Source organism: Enterobacter sp. GD03975 (genome assembly GCF_029838645.1).
In the GTDB taxonomy this organism is placed as follows: domain Bacteria; phylum Pseudomonadota; class Gammaproteobacteria; order Enterobacterales; family Enterobacteriaceae; genus Enterobacter; species Enterobacter quasihormaechei.
In genome coordinates this window covers 102,804-119,083 of record NZ_JAOBZC010000010.1, presented here as the reverse complement: position 1 = coordinate 119,083, position 16,280 = coordinate 102,804, and the positions used below count along the sequence as shown (strand labels likewise).

Genomic DNA, 16,280 nt, shown 5'->3' with positions numbered 1-16,280 from the left:
CCTCAGAACAGGAAATAGCGTTGCGCCATCGGCAAAACCTCTGCCGGTTCGCTGGTAATCAGTTCGCCGTCGACGCGTACCTCGTAGGTTTGCGCATCAACGGTGATATTCGGCTGTAAATCGTTGTGGATCATGTCGGCCTTTTTCACCGTCCGGCAGCCTTTCACCACCGCGGTGGCGCTTTGCAGGTTGAGCTGCTGCGGCACGCCACTGGCATGAGCAGCCTGCGAGACAAACGTCAGCCGCGTGGCGTGGCGTGCGGCGCCCAGGGCACCAAACATCGGGCGGTAATGCACCGGCTGCGGCGTGGGGATCGAGGCGTTGATATCGCCCATCGGCGCGCAGGCGATCATTCCGCCTTTGACGATGGTGGCCGGTTTTACGCCAAAGAAGGCGGGGGACCAGACCACCAGATCCGCCAGCTTGCCCGCCTCAATCGATCCCACTTCATGGGCGATGCCGTGGGTCAGCGCCGGGTTGATGGTGTATTTGGCGACATAGCGCTTCACCCGGAAGTTGTCGTTATCGCCGGTCTCTTCCGGCAGCGCGCCGCGCTGAACCTTCATGCGGTGCGCCACCTGCCAGGTGCGGATAATCACTTCCCCCACGCGGCCCATGGCCTGCGAATCTGACGAGGTGAGCGAGAACGCGCCGATATCGTGCAGCACATCTTCAGCGGCGATGGTCTCCCGGCGAATGCGGGATTCGGCAAACGCCACGTCCTCGGCGATATCCGGGTCAAGGTGATGGCAAACCATCAGCATGTCGAGGTGCTCGTCGATGGTGTTAACCGTGTAGGGCAGCGTTGGGTTAGTGGAGGAGGGCAGAATATTCGGGTGCGCGCAGGCGGTGATGATATCCGGCGCGTGGCCGCCACCCGCGCCTTCAGTGTGGAAGGTGTGGATGGTGCGTCCACCGATGGCCGCCAGGGTATCTTCGACAAAACCGGACTCGTTCAGCGTATCGCTGTGCAGCGCCACCTGAATATCCATCTCTTCAGCCACCTCCAGCGAGCAGTCGATCGCCGCGGGCGTCGCGCCCCAGTCCTCGTGGATCTTAAGCCCGATGGCGCCGGCGGCGATCTGCTCGCGCAGGGCGTCCGGGTTTGATCCGTTCCCTTTGCCCAGCAGGCCAATATTCACCGGCAGCGTATCGGCGGCCTGCAACATGCGGGCGATATACCACGGCCCCGGCGTGCAGGTGGTGGCGTTGGTGCCCGCCGCTGGGCCGGTGCCGCCGCCGATCATGGTGGTGACGCCGGAAACCAGCGCCTCTTCCGCCTGCTGCGGACAGATCCAGTGAATGTGGGTGTCGATCCCGCCGGCGGTGACGATCTTCCCTTCGGCGGCGATGACTTCCGTTGCGGCACCGATCGGGATCGTCACGCCGGGCTGAATATCCGGATTTCCGGCTTTGCCGACGGCGAAGATCCGCCCGTTCTTCACGCCGATATCGGCCTTGACGATCCCCCAGTGATCGACGATCAGCGCGTTGGTGAGCACCAGATCCACGCAGTCGTCGGCGGTCATCTGCCCTTGCCCCATGCCGTCGCGGATCACCTTCCCGCCGCCGAATTTAACTTCTTCGCCGTAGATCGTGAGATCATCTTCCACTTCGATCCACAGCTCGCTGTCCGCCAGCCGCACTTTATCCCCGGTAGTGGGACCAAACATATCGGCATACGCCTGGCGTGAAATGTCAGCCATGTTTCACCTCTCCCATGACCTCGCCGCGAAAGCCAAAAATGCGCTGAGCGCCCGTCACCTGAACCAGCGTCACCTCTCGCTTCTGGCCTGGCTCGAAGCGCACGGCAGTGCCCGCCGGAATGTTCAGCCGGTAGCCCTTGGTGGCTTCCCGGTCAAACTTCAGCGCCGGGTTGACCTCGTAAAAGTGATAGTGCGATCCCACCTGGATCGGCCTGTCGCCGTGGTTTTCCACAATCACGCTTTGGGTGTCTCGCCCGACGTTAAGGGCAATGCTGCCGGACTGGATCCGGTATTCGCCTGGGATCATCACGCGCTCCTTACACGATCGGGTTGTGGACGGTGACGAGCTTGGATCCGTCCGGGAAGGTGGCTTCTACCTGAATATCCGGGATCATCTCCGGTACGCCCTCCATCACCTGATCGCGCGTCAGGACGTGGCGGCCCGCCTCCATCAGCGTGGCGACGGTTTCGCCGTCGCGTGCGCCTTCCATGATGAAGGCGCTGATCAGCGCGACCGATTCGGGGTAATTGAGCTTTACCCCGCGCGCAAGGCGACGTTCGGCAACCAGCGCGGCGGTGAACAGCAACAGCTTGTCTTTTTCTCTGGGGGTCAGTTCCATAGCGTTTCTCTTATGTCTGCCAGATACGCGGCGAGCAGGCGGTTTTGGGGGTTAACAGCGGGCGAAGCGACTGCCAGATATCGCGCATAATCCGCTGGCAAATCAGGTTGTCGTGGGAGAGAAAACGCACCGACAGCAGATCGTCGGTGAGCGTTGCCCCCGCAAAGCATTCCAGCGGCGCGAGCAGCGCGCGCGCCGTGTCGAGATGTGCTTCCCGGGCCGGATAGAACAGCAGCGTGCCGACCCACGGATGGCCCGCGACGGGCGCGAGATCGCCTTCGCTGAGGTGCTGGCGTTCAATCAGGCGCGGCTCGCCATCCACCCACACCTCAACGCGGCTCTCCAGCGTGCCGTGGCTGAAGGTTTCGTTTATCACCGGTCGACCAAGGCAGTACAGCTCCCACGCCAGCAGCGTGCTGGTGGCGTGCAGGTGAAAGACGGAACGCAGCGCGGCGTGCGCACCGGGGAAAATTATGGTGTCCTGCGGCAGCCACTCCAGCGTGGCATCTTCATCGAGATAAAAATGCTGATTGAGAGAGGCCTGCGGACCGCTGCTGCGATAGAACTTACTGGCGCCGGGCATGGTGATAAGGGCATGGCTTTTGGCGTCGAGCCTCACAGAAATATCCAGCGTATCACCGCCCACAATCCCGCCTGGCGGGTGCAGCAGATAAAGGTGGCAGGTTTCCCCTTCGGGATAAAACGGACGCTGAACGGTGAGCGGCCCGACGTGACGCGCGGAACGGAGGAGGGTTTTCTCAGGGGTATAACAAAACTGGAGGGCCAGCGAGGCCTGCCAGCCTTTGTATGCATTATCAGTGACCTGAGTTGCTAACATGGTGCTTCCATTTCCGCACTATCGGGATACGTTTCAGTATGCCCTGGCGGAAATGAAGGCTGTCATATGAGTCGCTTATGGATAAAAAAACCGGCTCATGTGAGCCGGTTTCAGACTGTTGATAAAGTGCATTTTGTAAGTTTCGCCCGGCGGCGCTACGCTTGCACGGGCCTACAAGGGGATGCGCAATTTGTTGATATGGTGGTGTAATGTAGGCCGGGTAAGCGCAGCGCCACCCGGCAAGAAAGGCTAGCGATAATCCTCTGCATCCACATCATACCCCGACGGCTCCCAGCGGATCGCCAGCAGGGACGCCAGTCCGATAAACGGCGCCAGCGCAATCACCCAGAACACGGCGGTATCCAGCGAGGCGACCAGCAGCGGGAACAGGAACAGCGATAGCGTGGAACTGCTGCGCATCAGCGTCTGGTTTAAGCCGACGCCCACGCCGCGCAGGGAGGTTGGATAGCTCAGAGAGGCAAACGTCATGGTGTGCGCGCCGGGTCCAAAACCCTGACCAAACAGAAACAGCGCCAGCATCGCGACGGCGACCACGCCTTCCGTTGCTCCGTCAGGGCGGCCAATCAGCCCCAGCCCGAGCAGCGCCACAAGCTGGCAGGCATAACCCGCCAGTGACATTCGCCACGCGCCGAAGCGCGGAACATAGCGCACCGCCAGCAGCCCACCGACAAACGCGAAAAGCAGATTAAGCGCGAGGGAGATCAGAATGGTGGTCAGCATCGACTGCACGAAGAAGCTGGAGATGATTACCGGCAGACCAAAGGCCACGGCGTTATAGGCGAACGAGGAGACAACCGACAGCAGCGTGGCGAGCGTGGTGCGCCGCAGATAGATGCCACGGAACAGGTTCAGGTAGTTCGACCATTTTGCCTTATTGACCACCGGCGCGGGCTGGTCGAGCGCATCCTGCGGCACGTGGGCATTAATGTTATACGACTGCCGTAAAATGGACGCCGCCTCTTTCAGGTTGCCCTGATTCGCCGCCCAGACCGGGGATTCGCTCATGTAGCGGCTGCGGATGGCGATAATCACCAGCGCGGGTACCGCGCCAAAGCCCAGTATCAGACGCCAGAGCCAGTCGCTGTGACTTTCCGGCAGTACGGCGTAGAAAAAGAGAACCAGAAGGTAAGAGATGCTGATCGCCGCATACCAGGTAGGGCACCACATCGCGACGCTGGAGGCTTTATTCCCCGGGCCTTTCAGCCTGGCAAATTCACTGAGAAACGCCATCGCGACGGGAAGGTCGATCCCGACGCCAAGGCCCATCACAAAGCGCGCGCCCGCCAGCACATATTCATTCGGGGCCAGCGCGCAGGCGATAGCGGCGACGACAAAGAATACCATGTCGGCCATAAAGACGCGGTAGCGCCCGATTTTATCCGTGAGGTAACCGCCGAGCAGCGCCCCGACAATGGCGCCAAAGGTAATCGCCGAGGCCACCATGCCGGTACCGGCGGGCGTCAGGTTAAATTCGCGGGTGATGTCTTTGATACCAAAGGCCAGTGCACCCAGATCGTAGGCATCGAGGAAAATTCCCCCGAGCGCGATACCGACCACGATGCGGGCATTTGCCCGGCCCTGAGAGCCGTCGTTAACGAGACGTGAAACGTCCGAGGCGCTGCGTACCCACCTGATGTCACCATCCGGGGTGTTTCCTGCCGTTGGAAGGGGAGTTGTGTCTGTGATTTCTGCCATTTTCTTTTTGTGTAGTGGTGTTGTGTACCTAACAGTTACCACAGGCAGAAGGTGACAAAAATCACATTTGGTTATAAGGCATAACGAACGGTTTACTGCGCGTCTTTCCTCTTACGCTTGAGCTTCGTCCAGATCTTGGTTTCCTGACGACGCCACAGGCGCTGAATGTTGTCATGATGACGCAGCAGGATAAGGCACGAGAGCATCGACACCGGGAAGGTAAATTGCGGTTTGAACCACCAGACATAGAACGGAGCGATCAGCGCGCTGACGATGGCGCCCAGCGACGAATAGCCGCTCAGCAGGATGGTCAGCAGCCAGGTGCCCGCCATCACGCCGGTGAGATCCCAGCCGATAGGCGCAATCGCACCAAACGCGGTGGCAACGCCTTTGCCGCCCTTAAAACCAAAGAAAACGGGCCAGATATGGCCGACGCAGGCAGCGATGGCAATCAGCCCCAGCCAGAATGGCGTGACGCCCAGCGCATACGCACCCCAGACGGGAAGCATTCCTTTCAGGACATCAAAAATCAAAACCGCTACGGCTGCTCCCTTGCCGCCAATTCGTAGTACATTGGTCGCCCCCGGATTCCCGGAACCACTTTCGCGTGGGTCGGGTAACCCCGCGATGCGGCAGACCAGAATGGCGCTGGAGATTGAGCCGCAAAGGTAGGCGAGGATGATCATTCCAGGCGCGATTGCACTCATAACGCTGTTCCGTTTTGAAAATGTATCTGTATTCTCAGCATCTGTGGATAATACGCATAATTCGCCGGAAGTGGTATCCGGTTTAGCCAAAAAGCAGGCAGGTCGTGATGGATATTGTATTTATAGAGCAACTTTCGGTAATCACCACTATTGGTGTTTACGACTGGGAACAGACCATCGAGCAGAAACTGGTGTTCGATATCGAAATGGGCTGGGATAACCGCAAGTCAGCAAAAAGCGACGATGTGAATGACTGTCTGAGCTACGCCGATATCAGTGAAGCGGTCATCGGCCACGTGGAAGGGCAACGTTTTGCGCTGGTGGAACGCGTGGCGGAAGAGGTGGCGGAACTGCTGCTGAGCAAGTTTAACTCCCCGTGGGTGCGCATCAAGCTGAGCAAGCCGGGCGCGGTGGCGCGCGCCGTCAACGTGGGCGTCATCATCGAGCGTGGCACAAATCTGAAAGGAAAGATTTAACGTCATAATTGCTAAACCATTTTAGGTTATATCGGTCTTAACGCTGTATCTTTCACGGTTGTCCGTGTGGGGAACCGTTTTTTTATATCTTTTTAGGGGTTTATAGATGAGCGATATGCACTCGCTGCTGGTGGCGGCAATACTGGGTGTGGTCGAAGGATTGACGGAGTTTTTGCCGGTGTCCAGTACGGGCCATATGATTATCGTTGGCCATCTGTTGGGCTTTGAAGGCGATACCGCAAAGACGTTTGAGGTGGTGATTCAGCTGGGCTCTATCCTGGCGGTGGTCGTGATGTTCTGGCGTCGTCTGTTTGGTCTGATCGGCATCCATTTCGGGCGTTTGCCGCAGCGTGAAGGAGAGGGCAAAGGGCGCCTGACGCTGATTCATATCCTGCTCGGGATGATCCCGGCAGTGGTGCTGGGGCTGGTGTTCCACGACACCATTAAATCGCTCTTCAACCCGATTAACGTGATGTACGCGCTGGTCGTCGGCGGCTTCCTGCTGATTGCCGCAGAAGTGCTGAAGCCCAAAACTCCGCGTGCGGAAGGTCTGGACGATATGACCTATCGCCAGGCGTTTATCATTGGCTGCTTCCAGTGTCTGGCGCTGTGGCCGGGCTTCTCCCGTTCAGGAGCAACCATTTCCGGCGGGATGCTGATGGGCGTGAGCCGTTACGCCGCCTCTGAATTCTCATTCCTGCTGGCGGTGCCGATGATGATGGGCGCCACCGCGCTGGACCTCTACAAAAGCATCGGCTTCCTGACCGTGGGGGATATTCCGATGTTCGCCGTAGGCTTTATCACCGCCTTTATCGTGGCGCTGATTGCCATCAAAACCTTCCTGCAACTGATTAAGCGTATCTCGTTTATTCCGTTCGCGATCTACCGCTTTATCGTCGCGGCTGCCGTGTACGTGGTCTTCTTCTGATGACCAACCGCCCTCAGTCTTTCGGCTGAGGGCAACGTTTTTCCTTCCACGCCGCTACCGCATCAATCCGCCGTTTCGTCAGCTCTTCGCGGATCGCCGGGCCTTTAAACCCAGCCTCCACCACCTCTTTCGTTGGCACCGCTTTTGCCACTTCCCACGCTTCGCGCAGCAAACGCCCCTGCGGGTAATCGGATGCTTCAAACCCGGTGCGGCCGCGCACGTCCGCTTCGCTGGTCAGCGCAATCTGCTCCACGCGCTGCGGCTTGCGCCAGGCGTCGATATTGTCGAACAGCTTAACGATAGTGGCGGGTTTGAGGATCGGGAAAGTGTGGATCAGGTCGTGAAATTCAGCGACCAGCTTAGCCAGGTCGCGAATGTCATTCGGCACGCGCAGGCGCTGGCACAGCCCGTCAACCAGCTTCACCCCTGCCGGGCCATGCCCATGATGACGCGGCCAGAGCGCTTTAGGCGTTAATCCTTTACCGAGATCGTGACACAGGGTAGAGAAACGCACGTCCACCTCAGGGCTGAGCATGGCAGCCATGCTCAGCGTCATCAGGGTGTGAATGCCGGTATCAATTTCCGGGTGCCATTTCGCCGGTGCGGGCACGCCAAACAGCGCGTCTATTTCCGGGAACAGCACCTTCAGCGCCCCGCAGTCGCGCAGAACCTGGAAAAAGACCTGCGGGTTGCGGGTGGTCAGGGCGTTTTCGGTCTCTTTCCAGACGCGTTCTGGCGTCAGGTGTTCCAGCTCGCCCGCCTCGGTCATGGCCGTCATCAGCGCCATCGTCTCGTCGGCGATACGGAAGCTGAGATGGGCATAACGGGCGGCAAAACGCGCCACGCGCAGCACGCGAAGCGGATCTTCAGAAAAGGCGGGGGAAATATGGCGTAAAAGACGGTCGCGCAGATCGTTCTGTCCGCCGTAGGCGTCGATGATATGGCCGTTTTCGTCCTGAGCCAGGGCGTTAATGGTGAGATCCCGGCGCAGCAGATCCTGCTCCAGCGTCACATCCGGTGCGGCGTAACAGGTGAAGCCGGTATAACCGGAACCGGATTTCCGTTCGGTACGCGCCAGGGCGTACTCTTCCCGGCTTTGCGGATGGAGGAACACGGGAAAATCGCGGCCTACCTGCTGGTAGCCCGCGTCAATCATCGCTTCGGGCGTGGCGCCAACCACGACCCAGTCTTTATCTTTGACCGGCAGACCTAACAACGCATCACGTACCGCACCACCGACCAGATAACTCTTCACGCCTTACACTCCCGTTTTCTCTTTTCGCAAGATGATACGTAAGTGTGGCAGAGAAGACGAGTTAGTTCATCCAGCGGTCTTTACGTTTGCGGCTTGGGATGAGGTGAGGAAGCACGAGGCCCAGCACCAGACCGACGCCCAGCACGCCGCCGCCATACATAAACCACTGCATGATGATGGTACGCTGTTTATCATCCAGCTGAAGATTAGCGGCGTTTACTTTCTTCTGCGCGACGATCAGCTCGTTTTTCAGCTTCTGGTTTTCGTCTTTCAGACCGGCGATCACGCTGTCGCTTTGCGCGACTTTCTGCTGCATCTCTGCGGTGCGCTGGTTCCAGGTGCCGTCAATGTTGTTCAGCTTATCGGTCAGGGTTTTCACCTGATTTTCCAGATCCGGCACGCGGGTGCGCAGGCTTGGCAGCGTGCTCAGCTCTTTTAGTGGGATCCACGAGGTGCGGCCGGAGCTGTCACGAACCTGACCATAATTGGTGTCTGCGTTAGTTTGCAGCAGAGTCACTTCCTCGCCGGCATTTACCGTACCCACGAGGCGATAATTGTCTCCAGGGCCGCTGCGTACCCAGGTGTTCAGTTCATCAGAAACGTAACGTTTCTCTTCAGCGTGGACCGCCGTTGCGGCGCTAAAAGCGAGTAAAGTAAGTCCAATCAGGCGTAATTTAAGCATATCAGTCGTTATTTTCATAAAAAGTGGAACGATAGTAGTGGTATCAGTGTCGCTACGCAAAGGATTCATCATCAATCGGAATCATCTGTGTCATGATTTCCACCGCTTTAAACTTTTACGCCCGTCAAATTGCTCATTGCGTGGCAATTTGGCGCAAAATACTATGTACTGACAAACAAATGGCGAGGAAGTTCGCCTTCATCGACGCGTCTGTGACGCACGCAAAAGTACAAGGCTATGGCACAAGAGATTGAATTAAAGTTTATCGTCGAAAAAGACAGCGCTGACGCGCTCCGCCAGCATTTGAACACGCTGTCCGGCGAGCACCATGAACCCGTACAGCTGCTCAACATCTATTACGAAACGCCGGACAACTGGCTGCGCAACCACGATATGGGCCTGCGCATCCGCGGCGCGAACGGGCGTTACGAGATGACGATGAAAATCGCCGGTCGCGTGGTCGGCGGTTTGCACCAGCGTCCGGAATACAATATCGACATCAGTAAGCCAGAACTTGAGCTGGATCGTTTTCCGGCGGAAGTCTGGCCTGAAGGGACGCTGCCCGCAACGCTGTCGGCAGAGGCAAAACCGCTGTTCAGCACCGATTTCTGGCGCGAGAAATGGCTGGTGATGGAAGGCAAGAGCCGCATTGAAATCGCGTTTGATCGGGGTGAGATTAAGGCGGGTGAAGAGCAGGAGCCGATCTGCGAGCTGGAACTTGAACTGCTGGAAGGCGAGGCGAGCGATGTGCTGAAGCTGGCGCGCAAGCTGGTGAACCAGCCAGGCCTGCGTCAGGGCAGCCTGAGTAAAGCGGCGCGCGGCTATCACCTGGCCGCCGGGAATGCGCCGCGCGTGCTGCGGGAAACCCCGATTCTGCGCGTTGTGCCGAAAGCCAGCGTTGAGCAGGGCATGGAGGCGGCGCTGGAGCTGGCGCTCTCTCAGTGGCAGTACCACGAAGAACTGTGGGCGCGTAACGTGAAAAACGCCAAAAAACAGGTGCTTGCTGCCATGGGGCTGGTGCGTCATACCCTGGCGCTGTTCGGCGGTATCGTCCCGCGTAAAGCGAGCGCTCACTTACGTGATTTGCTCACCCAAACCGAAACGCTGATGCTTTCCGACGTGTCGGCGCAAACGGCAATCTACAGCCCGCAAAACGCCAGCGCGAAACTGGCGCTGACCGAGTTTCTGGTGACCCGCGGCTGGCGCACCTTCCTGGATGCGAAGGGCCAGACCAAAATCGCGGAGAACTTCAAACGCTTCGCGGATATTCATCTTTCCCGTCACGCCGCCGAACTGAGAACCACCTTCGCGCATCCGCTGGGCGACCAGTATGGCGACCAGCTTCCCCGTCTGGCGCGTAACATCGACTGCATGCTGCTGCTGTCCGGTGCGTATGAGGGCGTGAAGGCGCAGGCCTGGCTGGAGAACTGGCAGGGGCTTCAGCATGCCATCGAGACCCGTCAGCAGATTGAGATCGAGCATTTCCGCAACGAGGCCATTTCGCAGGATCCGTACTGGCTGCACAGCGGAAAACGTTAATTCTGGCAAGGAACCCCTGATATGCCGCTTTCTTCGCAGTTACAGCAGCACTGGCAGACCGTTTGCGAACGTCTGCCCGAGTCGTTACCCGCGTCATCGTTAAGCGAGCAGGCGAAAAGCGTGCTCACGTTCAGTGATTTTGTGCAGGAGAGCATCAGCGCCAACCCGGACTGGCTGGCAGAGCTGGAAAGCGCGCCGCCGCAGGCTGACGAGTGGCGGCATTATGCTGGCTGGCTGCAAATCGCGCTGGAAGGGGTAGCGGATGAAGCCACGCTGATGCACGTTCTGCGCCAGTTCCGCCGCCGGGTGATGGTACGCATTGCCTGGGCGCAGGCGCTGGCGTTGGTGAGCGAAGAGAGCACCTTGCAGCAGCTGAGCGAGCTGGCGCAGACGCTGATTGTCGCCGCACGGGACTGGCTCTACGCCGCCTGCTGTAAGGAGTGGGGCACGCCGTGCAGCGAAGACGGGGTTCCGCAGCCGCTGTTGATTCTGGGGATGGGCAAGCTGGGCGGCTGCGAGCTGAACTTCTCCTCGGACATTGACCTGATTTTTGCCTGGCCGGAGAACGGCTCCACGCGCGGCGGTCGTCGCGAGCTGGATAACGCCCAGTTCTTTACCCGCCTGGGCCAGCGGCTGATTAAGGCGCTGGATCAGCCCACGCAGGACGGTTTTGTCTACCGCGTGGACATGCGCCTGCGTCCGTTTGGCGACAGCGGTCCGCTGGTGCTGAGCTTTGCTGCGCTTGAGGATTATTACCAGGAGCAGGGACGCGACTGGGAGCGTTACGCGATGGTCAAAGCGCGAATCATGGGTGACGGCGAAGACGCCTACGCCAACGAGCTGCGCGCCATGCTGCGCCCGTTCGTGTTCCGCCGCTACATTGATTTCAGCGTGATCCAGTCCCTGCGAAATATGAAAGGGATGATCGCCCGCGAGGTGCGCCGCCGCGGCCTGAAGGACAACATCAAGCTCGGCGCGGGCGGTATACGTGAAATCGAATTTATCGTGCAGGTCTTCCAGCTGATTCGCGGCGGGCGTGAGCCCTCATTGCAGTCCCGCTCGCTGCTGCCGACGCTGAGCGCAATCGATCGGCTGCATCTCCTGCCGGAAGGCGACGCGCAAACGCTGCGGGAGGCCTATCTCTTCCTGCGCCGTCTGGAAAACCTGCTGCAAAGCATTAACGACGAACAGACCCAGACGTTGCCCGGCGACGAGCTGAACCGGGCGCGTCTGGCTTGGGGAATGCGGGTGGATGACTGGGCGGCGCTGACGGCACGACTGGAAGCCCATATGGCGGGCGTGCGCCGCATCTTTAACGATCTGATTGGCGATGACGAAAGTGAAACGCAGGACGATGCGCTCTCCGAGCACTGGCGCGAACTGTGGCAGGACGCGCTCCAGGAAGATGACACTACGCCGGTGCTGGCGCACTTAAGCGACGACGCCCGCCATCGCGTGGTGGCGTTGATTGCCGATTTCCGCCTTGAGCTGAACAAGCGCGCCATTGGCCCGCGCGGTCGGCAGGTGCTGGATCATCTGATGCCGCATCTGCTGAGCGACGTCTGCTCCCGCGAGGATGCGCCGGTGCCGCTGTCGCGCATGATGCCGCTGCTGAGCGGGATCGTCACGCGTACCACCTACCTGGAACTGCTGAGCGAGTTTCCCGGCGCGCTGAAGCACCTGATTTCCCTCTGCGCCGCCTCGCCGATGGTCGCCAACAAGCTGGCGCGTTATCCGTTGCTGCTGGACGAGCTGCTCGATCCGAATACGCTCTATCAGCCGACGGCGACGGACGCCTACCGCGACGAGCTGCGCCAGTATCTGCTGCGCGTGCCGGAAGAGGACGAAGAGCAGCAGCTTGAGGCGCTGCGTCAGTTTAAGCAGGCGCAGATGCTGCGCGTGGCGGCGGCGGATATCGCCGGTACGCTGCCGGTAATGAAAGTGAGCGATCACTTAACCTGGCTGGCGGAGGCGATCATCGACGCGGTAGTCCACCAGGCGTGGGTGCAGATGGTGGCCCGCTACGGCCAGCCGACGCACCTTGCCGACCGCGAAGGCCGTGGTTTTGCGGTGGTGGGTTACGGCAAGCTGGGCGGCTGGGAGCTCGGCTACAGCTCCGATCTGGATCTGATTTTCCTGCACGACTGTCCGGTTGACGTGATGACCGACGGCGAACGTGAAATCGACGGGCGGCAGTTCTACCTTCGCCTGGCCCAGCGCATCATGCACCTGTTCAGCACCCGCACTTCGTCGGGCATTCTGTACGAGGTGGATGCGCGCCTGCGCCCGTCCGGCGCGGCAGGCATGCTGGTCACCTCGACGGACGCTTTTGCTGACTATCAGAAGAACGAAGCCTGGACGTGGGAACATCAGGCGCTGGTACGCGCCCGCGTGGTGTACGGCGATCCGCAGCTCAAAACGCAGTTCGATGCGATCCGCAAGTCAGTCATGACGACCCCGCGTGAGGGCAGCACCCTGCAAACTGAAGTGCGTGAAATGCGTGAGAAAATGCGCGCGCATTTGGGCAACAAACATCGCGATCGCTTTGATATCAAAGCCGATGAGGGCGGAATTACCGATATTGAGTTCATCACCCAGTATCTGGTGCTGCTGCACGCGCACGACAAGCCGAAGCTGACCCGCTGGTCCGATAACGTGCGCATTCTGGAACTGCTGGCACAGAACGACATCATGGACGAGCAGGAGGCGCAGGCCTTAACCCGGGCCTACACCACGCTGCGTGATGAGCTGCACCACCTGGCGTTGCAGGAACAGCCGGGCCATGTGGCGCTGGACTGTTTCACCGATGAACGCGCGCAGGTGACCACAAGCTGGCAGAAGTGGCTGGTGGAACCGTGCGTAACAAAACAAGTGTGATATTATCGCGCGCAAATTGTGAATCTTTCTGGAGTCAGGAATGAAAGTAACACTGCCAGAGTTTGAACGTGCTGGAGTTATGGTTGTCGGTGATGTGATGTTGGATCGCTACTGGTATGGGCCGACCAGCCGTATTTCTCCTGAAGCGCCGGTGCCGGTGGTTAAGGTCGACACCATTGAAGAGCGTCCAGGTGGCGCGGCAAACGTGGCGATGAACATCGCCTCGCTGGGCGCGCATTCGCGTCTGGTGGGCCTGACCGGCATTGACGATGCGGCGCGTGCGCTGAGTCAGTCGCTGGCGGACGTGAACGTGAAGTGCGACTTCGTTTCTGTTCCGACACACCCAACCATCACCAAGCTGCGCGTGCTGTCGCGTAACCAGCAGCTGATCCGCCTCGATTTTGAAGAAGGGTTCGAAGGCGTTGATCCTGAGCCGCTGCACGAGCGCATCAGCCAGGCGCTGGGCAATATCGGCGCGCTGGTGCTGTCTGATTATGCCAAAGGTGCGCTGGCGAGCGTGCAGACCATGATCCAGCTGGCGCGTAAAGCCAGCGTACCGGTGCTGATCGACCCGAAAGGCACCGATTTTGAGCGCTATCGCGGCGCAACCCTGCTGACGCCAAACCTTTCTGAGTTCGAAGCGGTGGCGGGCAAGTGCAAAACGGAAGAAGAGCTGGTTGAGCGCGGCATGAAAATCATCGCTGATTTCGAGCTGTCTGCGCTGCTGGTCACCCGTTCCGAACAGGGCATGACGCTGCTGCAACCGGGCAAGGCACCGCTGCATATGCCAACCCAGGCGCAGGAAGTGTACGACGTGACCGGTGCCGGTGATACGGTGATCGGCGTGCTGGCGGCAACGCTGGCGGCGGGTAACTCCCTGGAAGAGGCGTGCTACTTCGCGAACGCCGCGGCGGGCGTGGTTGTCGGTAAACTCGGGACCTCCACCGTTTCGCCAATCGAGCTGGAAAACGCGGTGCGCGGGCGTGCGGATACCGGCTTTGGCGTCATGACCGAAGACGAGCTGAAGGTGGCCGTTGCCGCCGCGCGCAAACGCGGTGAAAAAGTGGTGATGACCAACGGCGTGTTCGACATCCTGCACGCGGGTCATGTTTCGTATCTGGCGAACGCGCGCAAGCTGGGCGATCGCCTGATTGTGGCGGTCAACAGCGATGCGTCGACCAAACGTCTGAAAGGCGAAACGCGCCCGGTGAACCCGCTGGAGCAGCGCATGATCGTGCTCGGCGCGCTGGAAGCGGTGGACTGGGTAGTGTCGTTTGAAGAAGATACCCCGCAGCGCCTGATTGCCGGGATCCTGCCTGACCTGCTGGTGAAGGGCGGCGATTACAAGCCAGAGCAAATCGCGGGTAGCGAAGAGGTCTGGGCGAATGGCGGTGAAGTGATGGTGCTCAACTTTGAGGACGGGTGTTCCACCACCAACATCATCAGGAAGATCCAGAAAGACAGTCAGTAAAAAACGGGCCAGCTGGCCCGTTTTTTTATGTCGGGTGGCGGCTGCGCCTTACCCGACCTACGCGATCATCCAGGCCCGGTAAGGCAGAGCCGCCACCGGGCACAACAGGCCGCACTTACTCCTGGTCATCCACCGGCGGAATAGCCGGTGCCGGCTTCACTTCTTCCGGCGCGTTACGGTTTTCCAGATCGCTCAGACGCTGTTCCAGCAGCGCCAGCTTCTCGCGGGTGCGCAGCAGAACCTGAGTCTGCACGTCAAACTCTTCGCGGCTGACTAAATCAAGGCGAACCAACTGTGCCTGCAACGTCTGGCGGATTTTCTTCTCAACGTCATCACCAAACTCACGAATGCCTTTCGGCATGGACTCATGAACCTGACGCGCGATCTGCTCAATTTTCTTTGGGTCAATCATTGTCGTTTCCCTTGATGAAAAGGTGTTAGTGCCTATTGTAGCGCGTCATGCCGCGGGTTAAACAAAATTGTTTGAAGCTTATGCATTGCCCAGGGTAATCAATAGCGTTATAGTTATCTCGCTTATTCTCAGGGCGGGGCGAAATTCCCCACCGGCGGTAAATCAGCTTAGCGCTGAAAGCCCGCGAGCGCTTTGGGTGAATTCTCAAAGGTCAGCAGATCCGGTGTAATTCCGGGGCCGACGGTTAGAGTCCGGATGGGAGAGAGTAACGATCAAGTCGGGCGAGGCCCGCTCACGTTATTTTTTTGCCGCTTGTACGGCGCTCCTAAGACTGCCCTGATTCTGGTAACCATAAAGTTAATGAGGTTTTTTTACCATGAATCAGACGCTACTTTCCTCTTTTGGCACTTCAACTCAACGTGTTGAACATGCACTGGACGCACTGCGCGAAGGCCGCGGCGTGATGGTGCTGGACAACGAAAATCGTGAAAACGAAGGCGACATGATTTTTGCCGCCGAAAACATGACCGTTGAGCAGATGGCGCTGACCATTCGTCACGGCAGTGGCATCGTATGCCTGTGTATTACCGAAGACCGCCGCCAGCAGCTTGAGCTGCCGATGATGGTTGAAAACAACACCAGCGCCTTCGGGACCGGTTTTACCGTGACCATTGAAGCGGCGCATGGCGTAACCACTGGCGTGTCGGCGGCTGACCGCCTGACTACAGTCCGTGCAGCCATTGCCGATGGCGCGAAACCTTCCGATCTGCACCGTCCTGGCCACGTCTTCCCGCTGCGCGCGCAGCCGGGAGGCGTGCTGACCCGCGGTGGTCATACCGAAGCGACCATCGATCTGGTGACGCTGGCTGGCTTCAAGCCTGCGGGCGTCCTGTGCGAGCTTACCAACGATGACGGCACCATGGCGCGCGCGCCGGAGTGTATCACCTTTGCTCGTCTGCACAACATGCCGGTGGTGACGATTGACGATCTGGTGGAGTACCGCCAGGCGCATGAGCGCAAGGCCAGCTGAACTCGCTGACGTGAAAAAGCCGG

General features: G+C 59.2%; 15 protein-coding genes and 1 riboswitch. Of the genes, 6 read left to right on the top strand and 9 right to left on the bottom strand.

Features of this window, described 5'->3' with window-relative positions:
- Positions 1-2: 2 nt before the first annotated feature.
- The 6 genes from ureC to plsY all read right to left on the bottom strand — a co-directional run bounded on the left by ureC (position 3) and on the right by plsY (position 5,587).
- The gene (gene ureC / locus N5C09_RS16225; RefSeq protein WP_193033626.1) at positions 3-1,706 is read right to left on the bottom strand and encodes an urease subunit alpha; all 1,704 of its coding nucleotides are present in this window, start codon (positions 1,704-1,706) and stop codon (positions 3-5) included.
- A complete protein-coding gene (locus N5C09_RS16220; protein ID WP_063451131.1) occupies positions 1,699-2,013 on the bottom strand; it encodes an urease subunit beta in 315 nt (104 codons plus the stop codon). Before N5C09_RS16220 ends, ureC begins: the two co-directional genes overlap by 8 nt.
- A gap of 10 nt (positions 2,014-2,023) precedes the next feature.
- A complete protein-coding gene (locus tag N5C09_RS16215) occupies positions 2,024-2,326 on the bottom strand; it encodes an urease subunit gamma (RefSeq protein WP_063438602.1) in 303 nt (100 codons plus the stop codon).
- 10 nt (positions 2,327-2,336) lie between these two features.
- On the bottom strand, positions 2,337-3,164 hold the full coding sequence (locus tag N5C09_RS16210; RefSeq protein WP_279749435.1) for an urease accessory protein UreD: 828 nt from the start codon (positions 3,162-3,164) through the stop codon (positions 2,337-2,339).
- 249 nt (positions 3,165-3,413) lie between these two features.
- The gene (locus N5C09_RS16205; RefSeq protein ID WP_063451133.1) at positions 3,414-4,880 is read right to left on the bottom strand and encodes an MFS transporter; all 1,467 of its coding nucleotides are present in this window, start codon (positions 4,878-4,880) and stop codon (positions 3,414-3,416) included.
- A gap of 92 nt (positions 4,881-4,972) precedes the next feature.
- The gene (gene plsY, locus N5C09_RS16200; RefSeq protein WP_112792141.1) at positions 4,973-5,587 is read right to left on the bottom strand and encodes a glycerol-3-phosphate 1-O-acyltransferase PlsY; all 615 of its coding nucleotides are present in this window, start codon (positions 5,585-5,587) and stop codon (positions 4,973-4,975) included.
- 107 nt (positions 5,588-5,694) lie between these two features.
- Between plsY and folB the strand changes: the two genes are divergently transcribed.
- Together folB and bacA are read left to right on the top strand one after the other, a co-directional pair.
- Positions 5,695-6,063: a bifunctional dihydroneopterin aldolase/7,8-dihydroneopterin epimerase gene (gene folB / locus N5C09_RS16195; RefSeq protein ID WP_279749434.1), complete on the top strand. Its 369-nt coding sequence runs from the start codon at positions 5,695-5,697 to the stop codon at positions 6,061-6,063.
- A 106-nt stretch (positions 6,064-6,169) separates the two neighbouring features.
- On the top strand, positions 6,170-6,991 hold the full coding sequence (gene bacA, locus N5C09_RS16190) for an undecaprenyl-diphosphate phosphatase (RefSeq protein ID WP_063867696.1): 822 nt from the start codon (positions 6,170-6,172) through the stop codon (positions 6,989-6,991).
- A gap of 13 nt (positions 6,992-7,004) precedes the next feature.
- Here the strand turns inward: bacA and N5C09_RS16185 are convergent, their stop codons facing one another.
- Positions 7,005-8,246: a multifunctional CCA addition/repair protein gene (locus N5C09_RS16185; RefSeq protein WP_102751127.1), complete on the bottom strand. Its 1,242-nt coding sequence runs from the start codon at positions 8,244-8,246 to the stop codon at positions 7,005-7,007.
- A gap of 61 nt (positions 8,247-8,307) precedes the next feature.
- Positions 8,308-8,928 carry a TIGR04211 family SH3 domain-containing protein gene (locus tag N5C09_RS16180; protein ID WP_279749432.1) on the bottom strand — a complete coding sequence of 207 codons (621 nt, stop codon included), beginning with the start codon at positions 8,926-8,928 and terminating at the stop codon, positions 8,308-8,310.
- A gap of 237 nt (positions 8,929-9,165) precedes the next feature.
- Here N5C09_RS16180 and N5C09_RS16175 point away from each other — a divergent pair, with 237 nt between their 5' ends.
- From N5C09_RS16175 to hldE, 3 genes are read left to right on the top strand one after another with little or no spacing between them, the layout of a single operon-like run.
- Positions 9,166-10,467, top strand: coding sequence for an inorganic triphosphatase (locus N5C09_RS16175; protein WP_279749431.1), 1,302 nt, complete (start codon positions 9,166-9,168; stop codon positions 10,465-10,467).
- A gap of 21 nt (positions 10,468-10,488) precedes the next feature.
- Positions 10,489-13,344: a bifunctional [glutamate--ammonia ligase]-adenylyl-L-tyrosine phosphorylase/[glutamate--ammonia-ligase] adenylyltransferase gene (glnE, locus tag N5C09_RS16170; protein WP_279749429.1), complete on the top strand. Its 2,856-nt coding sequence runs from the start codon at positions 10,489-10,491 to the stop codon at positions 13,342-13,344.
- Between the two features lie 40 nt (positions 13,345-13,384).
- Positions 13,385-14,815, top strand: coding sequence for a bifunctional D-glycero-beta-D-manno-heptose-7-phosphate kinase/D-glycero-beta-D-manno-heptose 1-phosphate adenylyltransferase HldE (gene hldE, locus N5C09_RS16165; protein WP_063867704.1), 1,431 nt, complete (start codon positions 13,385-13,387; stop codon positions 14,813-14,815).
- Between the two features lie 115 nt (positions 14,816-14,930).
- Here the strand turns inward: hldE and ubiK are convergent, their stop codons facing one another.
- Complete coding sequence (gene ubiK, locus N5C09_RS16160) at positions 14,931-15,227, bottom strand: ubiquinone biosynthesis accessory factor UbiK (RefSeq protein ID WP_063451141.1); 297 nt, start codon at positions 15,225-15,227, stop codon at positions 14,931-14,933.
- 120 nt (positions 15,228-15,347) lie between these two features.
- A riboswitch (FMN riboswitch) is annotated at positions 15,348-15,498 on the top strand.
- Between the two features lie 105 nt (positions 15,499-15,603).
- Here ubiK and ribB point away from each other — a divergent pair.
- Positions 15,604-16,257: a 3,4-dihydroxy-2-butanone-4-phosphate synthase gene (gene ribB, locus N5C09_RS16155; RefSeq protein WP_063451142.1), complete on the top strand. Its 654-nt coding sequence runs from the start codon at positions 15,604-15,606 to the stop codon at positions 16,255-16,257.
- Positions 16,258-16,280: the final 23 nt, after the last annotated feature.

Coding starts and splice junctions, on each gene's coding strand:
- ureC (WP_193033626.1), bottom strand. CDS start 1,706: ATGGCTGACATTTCACGCCAGGCGTATGCCGATATGTTTGGTCCCACT.
- N5C09_RS16220 (WP_063451131.1), bottom strand. CDS start 2,013: ATGATCCCAGGCGAATACCGGATCCAGTCCGGCAGCATTGCCCTTAAC.
- N5C09_RS16215 (WP_063438602.1), bottom strand. CDS start 2,326: ATGGAACTGACCCCCAGAGAAAAAGACAAGCTGTTGCTGTTCACCGCC.
- N5C09_RS16210 (WP_279749435.1), bottom strand. CDS start 3,164: ATGTTAGCAACTCAGGTCACTGATAATGCATACAAAGGCTGGCAGGCC.
- N5C09_RS16205 (WP_063451133.1), bottom strand. CDS start 4,880: ATGGCAGAAATCACAGACACAACTCCCCTTCCAACGGCAGGAAACACC.
- plsY (WP_112792141.1), bottom strand. CDS start 5,587: ATGAGTGCAATCGCGCCTGGAATGATCATCCTCGCCTACCTTTGCGGC.
- folB (WP_279749434.1), top strand. CDS start 5,695: ATGGATATTGTATTTATAGAGCAACTTTCGGTAATCACCACTATTGGT.
- bacA (WP_063867696.1), top strand. CDS start 6,170: ATGAGCGATATGCACTCGCTGCTGGTGGCGGCAATACTGGGTGTGGTC.
- N5C09_RS16180 (WP_279749432.1), bottom strand. CDS start 8,928: ATGCTTAAATTACGCCTGATTGGACTTACTTTACTCGCTTTTAGCGCC.
- N5C09_RS16175 (WP_279749431.1), top strand. CDS start 9,166: ATGGCACAAGAGATTGAATTAAAGTTTATCGTCGAAAAAGACAGCGCT.
- glnE (WP_279749429.1), top strand. CDS start 10,489: ATGCCGCTTTCTTCGCAGTTACAGCAGCACTGGCAGACCGTTTGCGAA.
- hldE (WP_063867704.1), top strand. CDS start 13,385: ATGAAAGTAACACTGCCAGAGTTTGAACGTGCTGGAGTTATGGTTGTC.
- ubiK (WP_063451141.1), bottom strand. CDS start 15,227: ATGATTGACCCAAAGAAAATTGAGCAGATCGCGCGTCAGGTTCATGAG.
- ribB (WP_063451142.1), top strand. CDS start 15,604: ATGAATCAGACGCTACTTTCCTCTTTTGGCACTTCAACTCAACGTGTT.